This is a genomic window from Paraburkholderia sp. RL17-380-BIE-A, assembly GCF_046028085.1.
Lineage (GTDB): Bacteria > Pseudomonadota > Gammaproteobacteria > Burkholderiales > Burkholderiaceae > Paraburkholderia.
The window spans coordinates 51523-67795 of sequence record NZ_JARESQ010000030.1 but is presented as its reverse complement, the minus strand read 5'-3'; the positions used below and the strand labels follow the sequence as shown (position 1 = coordinate 67795).

Annotated in this window: 17 protein-coding genes; 6 read left to right on the top strand and 11 right to left on the bottom strand. The window is 62.7% G+C overall.

Annotated elements, in window-relative coordinates; translation table 11 throughout:
• From P0D68_RS34105 to P0D68_RS34090, 4 genes are all read right to left on the bottom strand, one after another.
• Positions 1 to 473, bottom strand: a 473-nt coding sequence (locus P0D68_RS34105) for a dTDP-glucose 4,6-dehydratase (protein WP_408303743.1), incomplete at its 3' end; no start/stop codon positions are given.
• 259 nt (positions 474 to 732) lie between these two features.
• A complete protein-coding gene (locus P0D68_RS34100) occupies positions 733 to 870 on the bottom strand; it encodes a hypothetical protein (protein ID WP_408187805.1) in 138 nt (45 codons plus the stop codon).
• A 30-nt stretch (positions 871 to 900) separates the two neighbouring features.
• Complete coding sequence (locus P0D68_RS34095) at positions 901 to 3468, bottom strand: adenosylcobalamin-dependent ribonucleoside-diphosphate reductase (RefSeq protein ID WP_408303584.1); 2568 nt, start codon at positions 3466 to 3468, stop codon at positions 901 to 903.
• A 261-nt stretch (positions 3469 to 3729) separates the two neighbouring features.
• A complete protein-coding gene (locus P0D68_RS34090; protein WP_091801793.1) occupies positions 3730 to 4011 on the bottom strand; it encodes a DUF3331 domain-containing protein in 282 nt (93 codons plus the stop codon).
• Between the two features lie 370 nt (positions 4012 to 4381).
• Between P0D68_RS34090 and P0D68_RS34085 the strand changes: the two genes are divergently transcribed.
• Entirely contained in the window at positions 4382 to 5464 is a 1083-nt protein-coding gene (locus P0D68_RS34085) for an AI-2E family transporter (protein WP_408303583.1), read from the top strand.
• A gap of 55 nt (positions 5465 to 5519) precedes the next feature.
• On the opposite strand, the gene P0D68_RS34080 is transcribed toward P0D68_RS34085, so the two are convergent.
• Positions 5520 to 6395 carry an alpha/beta hydrolase gene (locus P0D68_RS34080; RefSeq protein WP_408187802.1) on the bottom strand — a complete coding sequence of 292 codons (876 nt, stop codon included), beginning with the start codon at positions 6393 to 6395 and terminating at the stop codon, positions 5520 to 5522.
• 108 nt (positions 6396 to 6503) lie between these two features.
• Positions 6504 to 7613 carry an OpgC domain-containing protein gene (locus P0D68_RS34075; protein WP_408303582.1) on the bottom strand — a complete coding sequence of 370 codons (1110 nt, stop codon included), beginning with the start codon at positions 7611 to 7613 and terminating at the stop codon, positions 6504 to 6506.
• Between the two features lie 547 nt (positions 7614 to 8160).
• Between P0D68_RS34075 and P0D68_RS34070 the strand changes: the two genes are divergently transcribed.
• The gene (locus P0D68_RS34070; protein WP_408187801.1) at positions 8161 to 9321 is read left to right on the top strand and encodes a porin; all 1161 of its coding nucleotides are present in this window, start codon (positions 8161 to 8163) and stop codon (positions 9319 to 9321) included.
• Between the two features lie 116 nt (positions 9322 to 9437).
• Here the strand turns inward: P0D68_RS34070 and P0D68_RS34065 are convergent, their stop codons facing one another.
• A complete protein-coding gene (locus tag P0D68_RS34065) occupies positions 9438 to 9737 on the bottom strand; it encodes a hypothetical protein (RefSeq protein WP_286162075.1) in 300 nt (99 codons plus the stop codon).
• A gap of 255 nt (positions 9738 to 9992) precedes the next feature.
• Positions 9993 to 10577 (bottom strand): NUDIX domain-containing protein, encoded by a 585-nt coding sequence (locus P0D68_RS34060; protein ID WP_408303581.1) that lies wholly within the window; start codon positions 10575 to 10577, stop codon positions 9993 to 9995.
• 123 nt (positions 10578 to 10700) lie between these two features.
• Here P0D68_RS34060 and P0D68_RS34055 point away from each other — a divergent pair, with 123 nt between their 5' ends.
• Positions 10701 to 11456 carry a DeoR/GlpR family DNA-binding transcription regulator gene (locus P0D68_RS34055; RefSeq protein ID WP_408303580.1) on the top strand — a complete coding sequence of 252 codons (756 nt, stop codon included), beginning with the start codon at positions 10701 to 10703 and terminating at the stop codon, positions 11454 to 11456.
• A 53-nt stretch (positions 11457 to 11509) separates the two neighbouring features.
• On the opposite strand, the gene P0D68_RS34050 is transcribed toward P0D68_RS34055, so the two are convergent.
• Positions 11510 to 11740 carry a hypothetical protein gene (locus tag P0D68_RS34050; RefSeq protein WP_408303579.1) on the bottom strand — a complete coding sequence of 77 codons (231 nt, stop codon included), beginning with the start codon at positions 11738 to 11740 and terminating at the stop codon, positions 11510 to 11512.
• A gap of 101 nt (positions 11741 to 11841) precedes the next feature.
• On the opposite strand from P0D68_RS34050, the gene P0D68_RS34045 reads away from it, so the two are divergent.
• Positions 11842 to 12258 (top strand): hypothetical protein, encoded by a 417-nt coding sequence (locus P0D68_RS34045; protein WP_408187798.1) that lies wholly within the window; start codon positions 11842 to 11844, stop codon positions 12256 to 12258.
• A 608-nt stretch (positions 12259 to 12866) separates the two neighbouring features.
• The gene (locus P0D68_RS34040) at positions 12867 to 13820 is read left to right on the top strand and encodes a peptidoglycan DD-metalloendopeptidase family protein (RefSeq protein ID WP_408303578.1); all 954 of its coding nucleotides are present in this window, start codon (positions 12867 to 12869) and stop codon (positions 13818 to 13820) included.
• Between the two features lie 10 nt (positions 13821 to 13830).
• Here P0D68_RS34040 and P0D68_RS34035 read toward each other — a convergent pair whose 3' ends face one another.
• Both P0D68_RS34035 and P0D68_RS34030 read right to left on the bottom strand, forming a co-directional pair.
• On the bottom strand, positions 13831 to 14649 hold the full coding sequence (locus P0D68_RS34035) for an alpha/beta fold hydrolase (protein WP_408303577.1): 819 nt from the start codon (positions 14647 to 14649) through the stop codon (positions 13831 to 13833).
• A gap of 362 nt (positions 14650 to 15011) precedes the next feature.
• Entirely contained in the window at positions 15012 to 15410 is a 399-nt protein-coding gene (locus P0D68_RS34030) for a hypothetical protein (RefSeq protein ID WP_091801762.1), read from the bottom strand.
• Between the two features lie 407 nt (positions 15411 to 15817).
• On the opposite strand from P0D68_RS34030, the gene P0D68_RS34025 reads away from it, so the two are divergent.
• Positions 15818 to 16273 carry a (2Fe-2S)-binding protein gene (locus P0D68_RS34025; protein WP_091801759.1) on the top strand — a complete coding sequence of 152 codons (456 nt, stop codon included), beginning with the start codon at positions 15818 to 15820 and terminating at the stop codon, positions 16271 to 16273.

Sequence of the window (16273 nt, the reverse complement as noted above, 5' to 3'; positions counted from 1 at the left end):
TAAGGGCTGTTCGGCGCGTACGGCGTGGTTTCGGAGAATTGCGGATCGGTAGCGGACAGCGAGCCGAACACTTCGTCGGTCGACACGTGCAGGAAGCGGAAAGCGGCCTTGTCGGCCTCGCCGAGCGCATTCCAGTACTGGCGGGTCGCTTCGAGCAGCGTGAAGGTGCCGACCACATTCGTCTGCACGAAATCAGCCGGTCCATGAATCGAACGGTCAACGTGGCTTTCCGCGGCGAAGTGCAGCACCGCACGCGGTTTGTGCTCGGCGAACAAAGCGTCGAGCGCGCTGCGATCGCAGATATCCGCGCGCACGAAGATATGCTTCGGATTGCCCTGTTGCGACTTGAGCGTACCCAGATTGCCGGCGTACGTCAGCTTGTCCACGTTCAGTACCGCTTCGTCCGACGCGTTGAGCCAGTCGAGCACGAAATTGGCGCCGATAAAACCGGCGCCGCCCGTTACCAGAATCATAAATTTTCCTTCGAATGTGCGAGGCTGCATTCGATTGCTTTGCTGAAATGTTTTTGCATGAAATTCCTGGCCTTCTAAAACACCCGCACACGAATAAAGCGCGCATGCTTGCTCAACCGTTATCGGTGAATGATTGTCGAACGCCGACGGTCGTAGGCAAAAGTGGCAGAAATTGACCCGATAATTGCGAGATTGGACAAAGGGACCTGAGAGGGTAATTCGCCGATTCGACGAACGGCTCCGGTCTCGCCAGCGTGATTTAAATCACGATCAGATCGGCGGAAGTGGTCCCGAGCCACTGCGGGGTCTCGGGTGCGCCGGTGGCTTCCGCAACGCTAACGCCTCGCGGCGCCAGCGTCTGTACGACGATGCGGCGTTGCGCCGCGAGATCGTCCACAGCCCGCACCATGCGGTGCGGGCCGTCGTCCTACCCGCACGCACCCACTTCACCGCACGCCGTACAAAAGTCGCACCCATCCTTGCGAATCACCGCGTTCGCCCCGCACGACCCGCATTTGCGTCCAAGCATCGTATGCAGCCCTTGCGCGCCGCCAGGCTGCGTCAACGCGAGAGCGCCGGCGTCGGTTTCGACGGGATGCGGACGAATGCCGAAATCCGCCGGCAACGCCGTCTCGGCCCGCATCTGTCCGCGCGGCAGACGCGCGAGCATGCGCGAGGACACCTGATTGCCCTCGGCGTCGAGAAAGCCGCGCCGATGCAGAATCTGCTGGATCGCAAAGGCGAGGGCGGCCACCTCCGAATCGTGCCAGCGCGGCGTGCGGTGCCCGTCCAGACGCTGCACTTCGCCGAGCCGAACCTGCCCGCGGTCCCACGAAACCTTGCGCATATCCTGCAGGTTTCGCGCGACAAAACCGCCGCGCGCCGCCAGCGAGAGCGAACGCATCGTCGCCGTGATCCATTGCTGCGATTCGTCGCGCTGGCCGGTCGGAATGAAGAACTCGATAGGCCGCTCGATAGTGACGTCTTCACCGCCCAGCCGCCCCGTGACCTCGATGAACGACACCGCCACGTAGAGCGACTTCTTGCCCGCCTGGGTCAGATACTCGACTTTCTCGATGATCGCCGGCAACTCGCCTTTAGGTCGATGATCGATTGCGATACGCAGCGGATCGAGATCGCTTTCGGCCAGCGTGTCGTCGGCTTGCGGCGGGCTCACGCTGAGCACCGCGCCGAGCGTCTCGTTGGGCCGATAGGTGGCGAGACCCTTGAGCCCGTTTTTCCATGCGTCGAAGTAGAGGCTTTCGAACGCTTCGAACGGATAGTCGGCCGGCACGTTCACGGTCTTCGAGATCGACGTGTCCACGTACGGTTGCACGGCAGCCATCATGTCGAGATGATCGCGCGCCGACATTTCCAGCGCGCTGACGAAATAGTCCGGCAGCTTGCCGACATCGCCGCCGAGCTCGCGATAAAGACGATACGCGTAGTCTTCGACGTCGAATGATTCGCGGCTGCCATCGGCCATCACCTTCATGCGCGTGTAGGTCCACGAGAAGGCCGGCTCGATGCCGTTCGACGCGTTGTCCGCGAACGCGAGGCTCACCGTGCCGGTCGGCGCGATGGACAGCAGATGGCTGTTGCGAATGCCGTCGCGGCGAATCGCCTGCTTGATGTCCTCGGGCAGGCGCGAGGCGAAGGTGCCGGCTTCCAGATAGCGTGCCGCGTCGAAAAGCGGAAACGCGCCGCGCTCGCGCGCCAGTTCCACGGATGCGCGATACGCCTCGTCGCGCATGAGTTGCGCGATGCGCACGGCGAAGTCGCGGCCTTCCTGCGAGTTGTAGCGCAAGCCGAGCATGACGAGCGTGTCGCCGAGGCCCGTGAAGCCCACGCCGATGCGCCGCTTGGCGCGCGACTCCTCGTATTGCTGTTGAAGTGGCCACAGCGTGACGTCGAGCACGTTGTCGAGAAAGCGCACCTGCGTGCGCGTGCGCCTCGCGAGGCCGTCCCAGTCGAACGACGGCTTGCGGCCTTTGATCTGCGCGAACGGGTCGATCACAAAACGCGTGAGGTTCAGCGGCCCGAGGTTGCAGCAGCCATAGGCCGGCAACGGCTGTTCGCCGCACGGATTGGTGGCGCGGATGGTTTCGACGGCGCGCAGATTGTTGTCCTCGTTCATGCGCGAGATGAACACGATGCCGGGTTCCGCGACGTCGTAAGTGGAGCGCATGATGCGATCCCAGATCGCGCGCGCGGGGCGTTCGCTGTAGACCCACAGTCCGTCTTCGCGTTGCCGCACGTCGTCGGCTGCACGCTGCGCCGGTGAGGGCTCGGCGCGATGCACGAGTTGCCAGGGCTGATCTTCTTCGACGGCGCGCATGAATTCATCGGTCACGCCGACGGAGACGTTGAAGTTGTTCCAACGGCCTTTCGAATGTTTGGCCTCGATGAACTCCAGCAGGTCCGGGTGATTGCAGTCGAGCACGGCCATCTGCGCGCCACGCCGCGAACCGGCGCTCTCGACCGTGCGGCACGACGCGTCGAACACGTCCATATAACTGCACGGTCCGGACGCCGACGAACTGGTGGTGTGAACGCGCGCGCCCTTGGGCCGGATCGCCGAGAAGTTGTAGCCGACGCCGCCGCCGCGCCGCATGGTTTCCGCGGCCTGCAGCAGGGCGACGTAAATGCCGGGCAAGCCTTGTTCGTCGACACCCTGAATCGAGTCGCCCACAGGCTGCACGAAGCAATTGATCAGCGTGGCCGCAATGCCGGTGCCCGCCGCGCTCATGATGCGGCCGGCGCCAAGCGCACCGTGCCGCAGATTGTCGACGAAGAGTGCCTCGACCGATTCGCGCAGCGCCGGCGGTTCCGCCTCGGCCACGCCGCGCGCGACGCGTTTGAACACGTCGTCGGCCGATTGCTCGTCGCCTTTCGCGTATTTTTCCAGCAGGACGTCGAGGGAGAATTGCTGCGGTGCGACGAGTGGTGCGGGAGGCGCAGTTGCCGCGCGGGTGTCCGGCGTGTCTTCGGCCATGGTATGCCCTCAAACGGCGCCGCGAGGGGCACGGCGCGGTGGTGGAAGTGCGCGTCACGATACCGCCGGGCGTGGCACGGCAGGGTGACACGGCGCAATGAGGTCCACCTTAACGCACGTGGCGAAGAGCCGCAATCAAAGGGTGTTTTACCCACCGCGCGATGCGGGGCGCATGTGTTGCGTGCCGCCAAGTGGGTGGTTCCGCCGGGCGGATCGGGCACGTCGAGTCAACGCGCGCGACGCCGGCAGGGGATTGAGGCATCAGTCCTCGGCGCACTCCAGAAGTTCAGCGCAAATCATCGCGGAGGCATTGGAAGGCGCCGGCCGCTCGGCCGGTTTGAACACCGCGTCGCCGCGGCGAATCTTGCGGCGGGACACCGCGCAGGTTCCTGACGTGTGTGCGGACCTGCGCCGCCACCGTTGCTCACCGTAATGACATCGTCCCGGCTCGACCCAGCGAATCACCAGCGTCGTGTCGGAGCGCTCGAGAATTTCGATGCGTACGCCATTGGCACCGTCCAGGGGGATGGACTCTAGGGTCATCGTCGTCGGCTCCGTATTGTGGTGTGCCGAATGTAGTCCGACGCGCGCCGGATAGCCATTGTGTCGCCGTTGAAACACTGTTCTTGAAACAGCAACAATGAAACTTGACATTCGAGCTATGCCGATAAGACGGGGCTTTGCGGGCCGCGGTCTTGCTATGACGGTAATAGGCCGGATTTTTGCAACGCAGTGTTGTACGCGGTGAGACAAGGCCGCTGCCCGCAAAGGGCGCCGGTGCTTCCTTTAAGATGTGGTTATTGATGAGCGACCGTGCAGCGCCAGTGTAGCGGTTTTGCATTTTTTCGGTCGGCTCGCACACGCCCCGAACAAGTCCCTGATGGGACGTCTTCCCAGAACCATAAGAGCTCACATGATTTCATCCTCACCAGTCGCACCTCCTGAACCGCCCGAAGCGCAAGACCGCCCGAAGAAGCAGAAAACGGCCTCGCTCGTGCTGTACATCGGGCTCGTGCTGCTGGCGCTGTGGGTGGTGCGCGATTTCATCGCGGTGGTCGCCTGGGCCGGCGTGATCGCCATCGCGCTGTGGCCGCTGTTGCGCAAGGTCGAGGGCAACCGCTGGTTCACCGGCCGCACGACGCTGATCGCGGCGGTGCTCACGCTGCTGATCGCGTTGCTGGTGGTGCTGCCTGTGGGTATCGGCATTGCTCAGGCGCTTCGCGAAGCGCATGACCTGAACGAGTGGTTCAAGACCGTGCAGGAAAACGGCATTCCGCTGCCGGACTTCATCCAGCACCTGCCGTTCGGCGTGCAACAGATTTCAGGCTGGTGGCAGGCCAACCTCGCTCAGCCGCTGCGCGAGTCGGCCGCCATGAAAGGACTGCATAGTCCGGCGGTCGTGACGCTCGGCCGGCACTTCGGCGCGCGTGCGGTGCATGCCGTCACGGTGTTCGCGTTCATGCTGGTCACGCTGTTCGTGATCTTTCAGGCAGGCCCGCGTTTGTCGGGCTCGCTGCTCAAAGGCGTGCGGCGGGGTTTCGGCGACGACGGCGCGCAGCTTCTTCAACGCATGGCCGCGGCGGTGCGCGGCACGGTCTCGGGACTGGTCGTGGTCGGACTCGGCGAAGGCGCGTTGATGGGCGTCGCCTATTTCGTGACCGGCTTGCCGCACGTTGCGCTGCTCGCGTTCATTACCGCGATCGCGGCGATGCTGCCGTTCTGCGCCCCGATCACCTTTGCCATCGCGGCTGTGTGGCTGCTGTCGCAAGGTTCGGTGGCGGCGGCCATCGGTCTTGCCGTGTTCGGCTCGGTCGTGGTGTTCGTCGCCGAGCACTTCGTGCGGCCGGTGCTGATCGGCAACTCGACGCGATTGCCGTTCCTGCTGGTGCTGTTCGGCATTCTCGGCGGAGCGGAAACGTTCGGGCTGCTCGGTATTTTCATCGGCCCCGCGCTGATGACCGTGCTGATGGTGTTGTGGACCGACCTCGTGCAATAGTTGCACGGTGTTGCCCGGTCCGGTCCGGTCCGGTCTGCCGCGACGCCTGATCCGTTCAGGGTCGCTGATTCGACGGATGCTCCTGCGGCGCAGGCTTTACGCAGCCAAGCGTGTATTTCAGCGCGGCGGGCAGCAGCGCACTCCAGACGTCCCAGGTGTGGCCGCCGTCGATAATGCGCAGCGCCGCCGGATTCCCCGACAGCCGAAGGTGCGTATAGAGCGACGATGCCTCGGCCTGGATCGCGAGGTCGTCGTCGCCTGCAGCGATGAACACCGGCAGGCGATACGGCCGGCTCATGTAGCGTTCCCACTGCGCCGGATAATTGAGCTCGTGCCAGACACGCGCATCGAACTCGCGCTCGCCGAACACTCCGACGCGGCGTGCCGCCGAGGCGCGCGGTGGTTCATTCGCATAGATCGCGGGGCTGAGCAGCAGCGCGCCGCAAAAGCGTTCCGGCTGCGTCATCGCGTACCGCAGCGCGCCGAAGCCGCCCATCGAGACGCCGCCGATCATCCGTCCGCTGCGCTGTGTCGCGACCGCGTAGTGCGCTTCGATTTCGGGCAGCAGATCGTCGAAAAACGCGGTCTCCATCTTCTCCTTGCGATCGACGTACCAGTCCGTGCCGCCTTGCGGCATCACGATCGCGACCGGAGGCATGGCCTTGTGCTCGATCAGCGCGTCGGCCGCCGTTTGCAGATGGCCTTGCGTGATCCAGTCGTTGGCGTCGCCGTTGTTGCCGTGCAGGAGGTAGAGCACGGGGAGGCGGCCGGCGTCATGGCGGTAGCCGGTCGGCAGATAGATCGTGTAGGACCAGTCGCGGCCGAGCGCGTCCGAATAGAAGCTTCGGCTGATGACGGTGCTGGCGAGCGTCGGCGCGCTGGTGGACGCGGCGTAAAGTGCAACGAGTGCGGAACGTAGGAATAGACGCATGTCGGATCAGGAGGCGCGCCGCGCAGGTCGCGCGCGGCCGTGATGCTATCAGGATCGGCTGTGGGTTCTAGCGCTGGCGCACGGACGCACGGACGCACGCACGGACGCTCACGGCGACGTGCGCAGCCGCCCGTTATAGAGCCGCCCAGCCAGCCGCTTGAGCGGCTCGGCGCCCAGCGCTACCGCGAACAGCGCGGCGACTGCGGCCGCATCGGCGAGCAGTCCGAGCGGATAGTTGAGATAGCCGTCCGTCGCCGCGTACAGCACGGAATCGACCACGAGCGAGATCACGGCGCCGGCGATAAAGCACAAGAGCCCCTTGCGTCCGATCACGCCGACCCACGGCATCCATTGCGCGAGCTTCCTCGCCCAGCCGAGCTGAATCAGATTCGCGACGAGCCAGGCGATGGCGAGAAAATTGACCGCGCGCAGATAGGAGAGGTTCTGTTTGAGGCTGGCATCGAGCGGCTCGCGCTCGATAAAGAGCTTGTAGTAAGCCGCAGCCGCCACCACGGCGAACGCCAGCACGCTGACGAGCCAGCTCAGGCGGTGCGTGCTGATGCGCTGATAGACCGGCTGGCAACGGGCCAGCACGCCGAGCGCGAACAGTAATTGCCAGGCGAACGGGTTGAAATCCCAGTGCATGTCCGGCGCGGCGGGCAGGTAGGCGTCGATGGCCGGAGCCCCGGCCCACAGTGCGATGCTGCCGGCCAGCAGCAGCCATGGCTTGCTGCGCGCGAGCGGCAGGATCATGGGCACGAGCAGGGCGAAGAACGCGTACATGGGCAGCACGGAAGCCAGATAAGGCTGGCGGCGGAACAGCAGAATGTCGCCCAGCGCGGCGAACGGGGTGTCGATCAGGTCGTCGAGATCCGTGGTGGCGAGATTCGGTCCGTCGATGCTCAACGCGGTGAGTACCGCGCTGACCAGCAGCATCAAGGCGGCGGTCACGAGAAACGCCCGATAGATTTCCAGCGAGCGCCGCAGGAAGCGGCTGCGCGCGATCGTCTCGTTGCGCCGTTCGGCCAGCGCGGCATAGGCCGTGGCGGTGGCGAAGCCGCCGAGGAACACGAAGACTTCGGCGGCATCGCACAGCGCGTAGGCGTGCAGCGTGATACGCGACAGGATGCTGCCGCCGATGTGATCGACGACGATGATCAGAAGGACCAGTCCGCGAAAAAAATCGAGCTCGATCAGACGGGGTTGAGACTTTTGCATTGTGTGATGCCCAAAGCAAGCCCCGTGCGACGGCGCGCTGATCCAGCGCGGCAGGCGTCTCACAAGGCTTTTAGAAATTGGATTGGAATACAGCGGCGCATACGCGATTCACGGCGCCGCGCTCAACCGGCCGCGATCCGGCACGGATGCCAAGGCGCGATTGCCACGGTCGAGCAAGCAGTAAAAATGACCTTCGTGTCGGCGCGGAGTTCCGCTGCGGCGCCGCAAAAGCCTTCTATTATATTTCTTTCCGTGACAAATCCGCTCCGCGCGGCTCAAGTCAACGGCGCGTCGAGCGTTGCCCGGCTCAAGACCGCCGGGCGCTGCATCGTTTACCTGAATGAGCGCTGCGATAAAAGGGGCTGTCGCACCAAGTGGAGATTTCGCAACAATTTGAGATATCGACACGACACCCAATGGACGGCAGGCTAACGGCGTGTGAGGATTTCCGTAAAGCGCATCCGGGGCGGTCAGTCTCGGGTCCAAGCGCCAAGAACAAAAGCGGCCGGATCGAGTTGTCCCATTGCTCGAGTGCAGGGAGATCGTCATGAACAGGCAAGTGTTCGCGCTAGCTGTCTCCACCGCTGTGTCCGCCACTTTTGCCGCGTCGGCCTCGGCGCAGACGAGCGTGACGCTCTACGGCGTGCTCGACGAAGGCATCAACTACACCAACAATGTCGGCCGTGGCCATGTCTACGAGCTGGCGAGCGGGTTTGCGCAAGGCAGCCGCTGGGGGCTGAAAGGCGCCGAGGATCTGGGCGGCGGTCTGAAGGCCATTTTCCAGCTGGAAAATGGTTTCGACGTGAGTTCCGGACGGCTGAATCAGGGTGGCCGGATGTTCGGCCGCCAGGCGTTCGTCGGTTTGAGCGCGGACCGGTTCGGCACGTTGACGTTCGGCCGCCAGTACGACTCGGTGGTCGACTACCTGGCCCAGACCACGGCCAACGGCAACTGGGCGGGCTCGCTCTTCTCGCACCCGTACGATAACGACAACACGGACAACACGTTTCGCCTCGACAACGCGGTCAAGTACACCAGTCCGTCGCTGTCCGGCTTTCAATTCGGTGGCGTCTACAGCTTCAGCAACGACACCAATTTCGCGAACAATCGCGCGTACAGTTTCGGCGGTCAGTATGCGTATGGCGGCTTGCTGGTGGCCGCCGCGTATCTGCAGGCCAACAATCCCGGCAACGGCGCGAATGGTGCGGTCACGGCGAACGACGCCGGCTTCATCGCCGCCCGCATGCGGGTGTTCGGCGGCGGCATCACTTATACGTTCGGCCCGGCGACGGCCGGTTTTGTCTATACCAATTCGAACTATCTGGACCCGACCGGCAACGGCTATCTCGGCGTGACGCCGCTCGCGCCGCCGGGCGTGCTGCTGAATTCGCTGAAGTATCAGAACTTCGAGGTGAACGGCAAGTATCAGATCTCGCCGATGCTGTTCGTCGGCGCGCAGTACGTGTACACGATGGAAACCTACGACGCCTCGACCGGCGGCGTGAAGCCGAAAATCCACTCGTTCGGCTTGATGGCGGACTACAACCTGTCCAAGCGCACCGACGTCTACATTCAGGGCGAGTATCAGCAGGTGACCGGCGACACGACCTATTCGATTCTGGACGAAGCCTTCACGCCCGGTACCCAGTCTCCTTCATCGACGTCGAAGCAGGTCGTGGTGCGGGCGGCGATCCGGCATAAATTCTAGTTGCGATTGAATTGATGGCGCGCCAACGCCGCGCTACCGATTATCGGCGAATGCGGGCGAAATGAAGATCGTGAATAGCGGCGGGTGTATCGATCCCGAACGGATTGACGCTCAGCTCAGTTCACCACGTAATTCTGAATCAGGATGCCGACTAACACGCCGAACGGAATGCCGAAGGTTCTGCCGCGCAGGGTGGCGTTGATGTCTTCATCGAGCACGAAGCTGCAACGGCGCTCGCGCCAGACGGTTTTGTAGGCGAATGGCTTTGCATCGACGATGACGATTGAAATCAGCGCGGTCACGATAACCTGTTGCAACGCATGCAGTTTGGCCATAAACGGCGAAAACTCGCCGGCATTGCACAGCAGCAGCATGATGACGGCGGCAATCAGCGTGCCGAAGAAAAAACCACTCATGAATCTGTTTGCTGAACTGAGAGAATCCAATTGAACCTCGGCTTCATTCGCCGCCTCGCTCGAAGCGGTGAATTAAAAATATTCTGACGGAGATGGTTTTCCATTCGATCGACCGGCGCGGCCTTGACTGCGACGCCGGTCAACCTCAAGGAAATGCGTAAGAATATTTTTATTGCCTTCTTCAACCTATCGTCCTTTTCCTAATGGTGGCTAGGATAATTCCGAAAAATGCGGAAACTCGCCGCGTTCCAGCTATCACCTCAACAGATTCAGTCTGGCGTATTGCAACAGCATGATGGTCTTTCCGTCGACGATTTCGCCACGCTCGATCATTGCAAGCGCTTCACCCACCGGCAGTTCCAGCACCTCGATATCTTCGCCTTCGTCGGCGAGGCCGCCGCCCTGGCCGACTTTCGCCACTGCATCGTATTCGGCGACGAAAAAGTGCAGTTTCTCCGTGACCGAACCCGGACTCATGAAGGCCTCGAATACCTTGCGCACCTCGTGTACGCGGTAGCCCGTTTCCTCTTCGACTTCCGCGCGAATCCGTTCTTCCGGCGACGCGGCCTCCAGCAATCCCGCCGGCGCCTCGATCAGCATGCCGTGATGGCCGTTGACGAACGCCGGCAGGCGGAATTGCCGCGTCAGCACGACGGTGCGTCGGCGCGGATCGTATAGCAGCAGCGTCGCGCCGTTACCGCGGTCGTAGGTTTCGCGGCTTTGGCGCTGCCAGCTGCCGTCGGCGCGCTGGTAATCGAAGGTGGTTTTTTTCAGTACGTACCAGTCGTCCGACAGCACCTCGACATCGACAATCCTTACCCGGCTGGCGATTTCGTTCATGGCTCGCATCCTGTTGCGTTGGGAGATCGGCTCATGCCGCATACGAATCAATGGTATCGTGCGATATCGTGCAAAAACAAGTAATTTCGTGCAAACCATGAACCCAGCCAGGAATCGCCGCCGATGCTGACGTCGCAAAGAAAGCAATTGATACTCGACGCGCTAAAGCGTAACGGGCAAGTCGTCGCCAAAACCTTGAGCGCGCAATTCGAGGTGTCGGAAGATACGATCCGTCGCGATCTGCGCGAACTCGCCGCCGAGGGCCAGCTTCAGCGCGTGCACGGCGGCGCACTGCCGGCGTCGCCGGCGGCGGTGGATTTCGCCGGGCGCGAGCGGATCGAATCGGCGTCGAAGGCGGCGATCGGCCGCGCGGCGGCCGGCATGATCGCGCGCGACCAGATTGCGTTTGTCGACGGCGGCACGACTGCCGTGCAACTGGCGCGCCATCTGCCGCGCGATTTGCGCGCGACGATCGTCACGCATAGCCCGAGTGTCGCCGTCGAACTGGCGGACCATGCCGGGCTGGAGGTCGTCATGATCGGCGGGCGCCTGTTCAGGCATTCGATGGTCAACGTGGGCGCAGCAGCCATCGAAGCGCTCAGCCACATTCGCGCCGACCTGTATTTCATGGGCGTGACCGGCGTGCATCCGCAAGCGGGCCTGAGCACGGGCGACAGGGAAGAGGCCTATGTGAAACGCGCGTTCCTCGCGCACGCGGCGGAGACGGTGGTGCTGGCGTCGGCGGAAAAACTCAACGCGGCCTCGGCGTACAAGATCGCCGATGTGACGGCGGCGGGGACGATCGTAGTCGAACGGAACACCGCCGAAGCGCTGACCGCGCCATTCGAGGCGTTGGGCATCACGATAGCGCGGGCATAGTTCGGGATGCTTAGGAACTGAAAACCGTTATATGGCGGTTCTTACAGGATCCGTCATTTGTGAAATGGCTTCACGTAGTTTGACGCATCCTGCGGCGAATTGGCGCGATGATCCCGGCCCTTGCCCGCTATCGGGTGGGCAACTCGACGCTGCGTCAAGGCGATGCTCAGGGCATCGGCTTTTTCATGTGCGGGGGTGAAGGGCCGCCAACGCAGTCCGGCACCGTGGGCGCCACGCAAACGTGCGATGAACTTGCGCGCCGTGCTCTGTTCAAATGAATTCACGGTGCCGCTGCCTGCTCTTGGCTTACGGCTCGCGGCTTACCGCTTACGGCGCGCCCAACGTTTTCCCCGCAGGCAATGCTGATTCCTTTCACGGAGACTTCATGAGCAATCGCGCGACGCAGATCCTTCCTCACCATAGTTACGTTCATTCGATCGGCGCGCCGCTGGCTTGCGTGCAAGGCACGATCAGCAAGGTGTTCGCCAGCCCGGAAAATCACAACGGCGCCAATCACCAGCACTTCCTCATCAAGGTCGACACGGTGGTGAAGTTCGAGGGCGGTACGGAGAATCTCGTGGGCACCGAGCTATTCGTTGCCGTGCGTTTCGGCGACAACGAGGGTCTCGCCCATGAGATTCCCGCACTGCAGACCGGTCAGCCGATCGAAGCCCAAGGCGAATACATCCCCGACGCCAGCGCCTATCCCACTGAAGACAATCGCAATCCCGTTCTGCCTGTCCTGCACTTTACGCATCATCCGATCGGCTATGTGAAGTACCAGGGCCAGTACTACAGCTAGCCGGCTTCCATCGCGCAGGCCGGAAACAAATCCGTCCTCGCGCGGCCGCCATTCTCCCGCCACGCTCAATGTCGGTCCCGCTGCCGATTCAAGTTTTGGCGGCGCTTTGCCGTTAAAGCAAACGTTATCGTGCGGTTGCCGAGGTGTAGCCGTGGGTGCGGCTCGCATGGCCGACCGATGGGGGCGCCTGTGCGCGAATGGCGCTTGACGCTCGGTCCAACAACGACCGCTCTTGCAATGGCCACGCGCCGCCGCGCTACACGTTGCATGAGCAACGATGTCCGCAATACCGTGCGTAAGGTTTGTATCAAAGTATGTGAGCTGACGCGTTTTTTATAAAACGCACTTTACAATTCCGCTTGAATTTTAATTGGTAATCTGACCCTTTTCGCAGAAGATCGGCTGTTTTGACGGGCGGTATCCGTGCGCCCCAGGCATCCGGCAGCTCGTGAACGCATGGGGTTGGGTTGGCCGGCACGGCATGGATGAGCGCCGCACGAGGCGGCCTGGCTGTGTCGCGAGGAAAGCAGCGCGGCGGTTGGGCGCGCGCATCGCTCGCGGCAAGGCGGCATCCAGCTCGACAATGAATGAGGCAGGAGTCGAACAAGATGGGAAAGCGTTTCGACAGAACGATGTTGGCCAGTCTGGCCGGCGCATGGGTCGCGCTGGCGGTCAGTGGTTGTGCGAATGTGGGGCAGCAGGGTGCGCAGACAGGCGCCGCATCAGGCGCGGCGGTTGCGTCCGGCGTGCCGGCCGCGAGCGCGCCGGCATCCGATGCGGCGGCCGCAACGCCGGCCGCACTCAGCGCCGAGCAGAGCGCGCTGCTCAAGAAGTCACCGCCGCTCGTGTATCGCGTGAAACGTGGCGACACCTTGGCACGCATCGCGCAGCATCATCATTGCAGTGTCGGGCAGTTGCAAGCCTGGAATGGATTGAAGGCGTCCTCGCGGCTGAAGCGCGGGCAGGTGTTGCACGTCGCGTCGCCGGAGACGGTGCGGGCGGTGAATGCGGCTAATGCGGCCGCCAAGGCCGCTGCGGCTTCCGGGGCCGCGGCTTCCGCCGCTGCGCGGCAGGCCGCGGCATCTGGCGCATCGGTGGCGGGCGCGCCGCGATCGCAGTCCGCCCAGTCGCCCGCGCCGAGCGCCGCTGAAGCGCGCGAAGTGGCGCAGCAAACCGCGCGGCATGCGAATGCCGTGTCGCTGGCCTGGCCGGCGGGCGGCAGCGTGGTCGAAGGATTCCAGCCGGGCGAAACGCGGGGTATCGAAATCGGCGGCAAGCCGGGCGATCCTGTGCGGGCGGCGGCGGACGGGAAGGTGATGTATGCGGGCATGGGCCTGAACGGTTACGGCAGTCTGATCATCGTGCAGCACAACAAGGACTTCCTGACCGCTTACTCGCATAACCGCAAGCTGCTGGTCAAAACCGGCGATATCGTCGTGCAGGGACAGCAGATCGCCGAAATGGGCGACGAAAAGAACTCGCGAGTTTCGCTGGGCTTCGAGTTGCGCCGCGACGGCAAGCCGATCGATCCCATGCCGTACCTGCCGCAAGGACGCGGCTAGGCGCGCCCCCTCAATCCAGCCACCGCAGCGCCGCGGCGACGATCGCTTCCGGCGCGTCTTCCTGCATCAGGTGGCCGGCCTTCGGTACCGGCTGAAATCGCGCTTCCGGTATGGCTGCGGCCAGTTGACGGCCGCGCGCCAGCGGAATCCACTGGTCCTCCTCGCCCCACAGAATCTGCACCGGACAACGTAGGTGCGGATAGTGCGCTTCGACCTCGTCGGTGTAGCGCTGGTCCATCTGCGCGATTTGCCGGTAGAACGCGGCCTGGCCCGTTGCCCCGAGCCAGGGCGTTACATAAGGCGCGAGCTCGTGATCCGGAATCTCACGCGCGATCGCGCCGCGCACATACGCCTTGACCACTGCCTCGTGGATGTACGGCGGCAGGCCGGCGAACGCATCACCGTGCTCGCGCACGTGCCGCACGAACGGCGAACCCCACGGCGCGACCGCCACCGGATCGATCAGCGTGAGACTGCGATAGTCGCAGCCGTCGATCAGATGCGCACGCAATGAAGTCGCGCCGCCGAAATCATGCGCGATGACGTCCGGGTTATTTACCCGCCAATGCACGAGCAATTCCGCAAGCAACCTGTTCTGCACGCCGAGCGAAACGTCCTGAGCGTCGCGCTGTTCGGATTGCCCATAGCCGAGCAGATCGTAGTAGTAGATCGTGCGCGTTTGCGCGAGGTGAGGGGCAATGCGGTGCCACACATACGAAGAAAACGGCGTGCCGTGAACCAGCACTAGCGGCGGACCGTTGCCGGTCACGTTGAAGCGCACGGTTTGATCGCGAAACGTATAGCTTTCGGGGAGCGGCCAGTTTTGCATAACGATGAGCGTCGCAAGAAAGTTTGGCTACCTTAGCAGGGCTTCGTGCTGCATGCTGACCGGGTTTTCGTAGCCGGCCCGGAACGTCTCCCGCAGAAGCTCACCTTTGTTTTATTCAGCAAAGCCAGGCAAATTCAAACGTGGCTCGATCGCAGACGCGTTTCAATGACAAACGAGCCGCGCACGCGACACACACTCTTACGAATCGCGCATAAATTGCCTTGAAATAAGGCGTAAAACCATTGTCCGCATCCAAAAACGCCTGGTAATCGCACGATGACGCCCGCAAGGCGCCATCGTGCGAACAGGGTTAAGCGCGATCGAACCACGCACTTTATATGGTGAGGAAATTCGGGAGCCGGCTACTTCGACTCGATCCCGCGCAACAACTGCGACACCTGACCGTGCTGATGCAGGATCGCCGGATCGGCATGCAGTAGCGGCAGGTAGCGCGGCAGAAAAGTATTGTTCGGCATGTCGGGCGAGAACAGTCCCGCTACCGCTTCGGCCGCCGCGATCCGGTCGGTGGCCTCGGCTTCCTTGTCGTCGAGAATTTCGTCGACGTTCGCAATCACCGTTGAGAGCGGCGTGAGCCAGCGGAAACCCGAACCGTTGATGAGCGCCTGCAGGAAAGCCGCTGGCGTTACCGGGCCGAATTCCTTCTCATACGCTGCCCGCTCGTGATCGAGAATGGCCTTGTGCAGCGCCAATAGCGGCCGGCGAATGTCCGAGAGGAATTGAGTGCATTGCGAGTCGTTCATGTGTGCTGCTCCTTCGGATAGTCAGACCGGATCCATGCTAACAAAATCGCACGGCAGTGATTCGACAAGATTAACCGATCGTGCGAAGTCGCTCGGCTCGGGTGGATGCGCGCAAGGTAACGCCTTGATTCGAATCCGCTTTCAGCCTGGCAATATGCGCTGGGGTCATTATTTGGCCGGCCGGCGGCGTGCAGCCAGGCGGCGAACTTCTTAATGCGCGGCTACAATCTGCCGGTCAGTTTCCGGCGCGCTCGCGCCATGCATTAACCGCCGTTTTCAAGTATCGGAAAGCCGCAACGCGTATTAGTTCGGCTTATCGAATAAACGCGGCAGGTCTTCACGTTTTGGTTCGACGTCTCTGTCTAAACAGCCTCATCAACAATAAACCCGACTCTCGGAGCCGCTCAATGACAACGCTCAATATCAACGGCCAGACGCATACCGTCGACGCGCCTCCCGACATGCCACTTCTGTGGGTCTTGCGCGATCTGGTCGGCTTGACCGGCACGAAGTTCGGTTGCGGCATCGCTCAATGCGGCGCATGCACCGTGCACCTCGACGGCGTGGCAGTGCGCTCGTGCGTGTTGCCGGCAGCGGCGGTCGGCGACCGCAAGATCACCACGATCGAAGCAGTGGGCAACACGCCGGCGGGTCAGAAAGTGCAGCAGGCATGGCGTCAACTGGACGTGGTGCAATGCGGCTACTGCCAGTCCGGGCAGGTGATGTCGGCGGCTTCGCTGCTCGCGAGCAACCCCAATCCTACCGACGCGGACATCGACGCGGCCATGGCCGGCAATATCTGCCGCTGCGGCACATACAACCGCATCCGCGCGGCGATCAAGCAAGCCGCGAAGGGGGCCTGA

Bases quoted from the DNA above. Each gene is read 5' to 3' on its own strand.
- P0D68_RS34060 (WP_408303581.1), bottom strand. From the start codon at position 10,577: ATGAACGAAATCGCCAGCCGGGTAAGGATTGTCGATGTCGAGGTGCTG.
- P0D68_RS34090 (WP_091801793.1), bottom strand. From the start codon at position 4,011: ATGACCCTAGAGTCCATCCCCCTGGACGGTGCCAATGGCGTACGCATC.
- P0D68_RS34055 (WP_408303580.1), top strand. From the start codon at position 10,701: ATGCTGACGTCGCAAAGAAAGCAATTGATACTCGACGCGCTAAAGCGT.
- P0D68_RS34075 (WP_408303582.1), bottom strand. From the start codon at position 7,613: ATGCAAAAGTCTCAACCCCGTCTGATCGAGCTCGATTTTTTTCGCGGA.
- P0D68_RS34085 (WP_408303583.1), top strand. From the start codon at position 4,382: ATGATTTCATCCTCACCAGTCGCACCTCCTGAACCGCCCGAAGCGCAA.
- P0D68_RS34080 (WP_408187802.1), bottom strand. From the start codon at position 6,395: ATGCGTCTATTCCTACGTTCCGCACTCGTTGCACTTTACGCCGCGTCC.
- P0D68_RS34025 (WP_091801759.1), top strand. From the start codon at position 15,818: ATGACAACGCTCAATATCAACGGCCAGACGCATACCGTCGACGCGCCT.
- P0D68_RS34035 (WP_408303577.1), bottom strand. From the start codon at position 14,649: ATGCAAAACTGGCCGCTCCCCGAAAGCTATACGTTTCGCGATCAAACC.
- P0D68_RS34070 (WP_408187801.1), top strand. From the start codon at position 8,161: ATGAACAGGCAAGTGTTCGCGCTAGCTGTCTCCACCGCTGTGTCCGCC.
- P0D68_RS34065 (WP_286162075.1), bottom strand. From the start codon at position 9,737: ATGAGTGGTTTTTTCTTCGGCACGCTGATTGCCGCCGTCATCATGCTG.
- P0D68_RS34045 (WP_408187798.1), top strand. From the start codon at position 11,842: ATGAGCAATCGCGCGACGCAGATCCTTCCTCACCATAGTTACGTTCAT.
- P0D68_RS34030 (WP_091801762.1), bottom strand. From the start codon at position 15,410: ATGAACGACTCGCAATGCACTCAATTCCTCTCGGACATTCGCCGGCCG.
- P0D68_RS34040 (WP_408303578.1), top strand. From the start codon at position 12,867: ATGGGAAAGCGTTTCGACAGAACGATGTTGGCCAGTCTGGCCGGCGCA.
- P0D68_RS34095 (WP_408303584.1), bottom strand. From the start codon at position 3,468: ATGGCCGAAGACACGCCGGACACCCGCGCGGCAACTGCGCCTCCCGCA.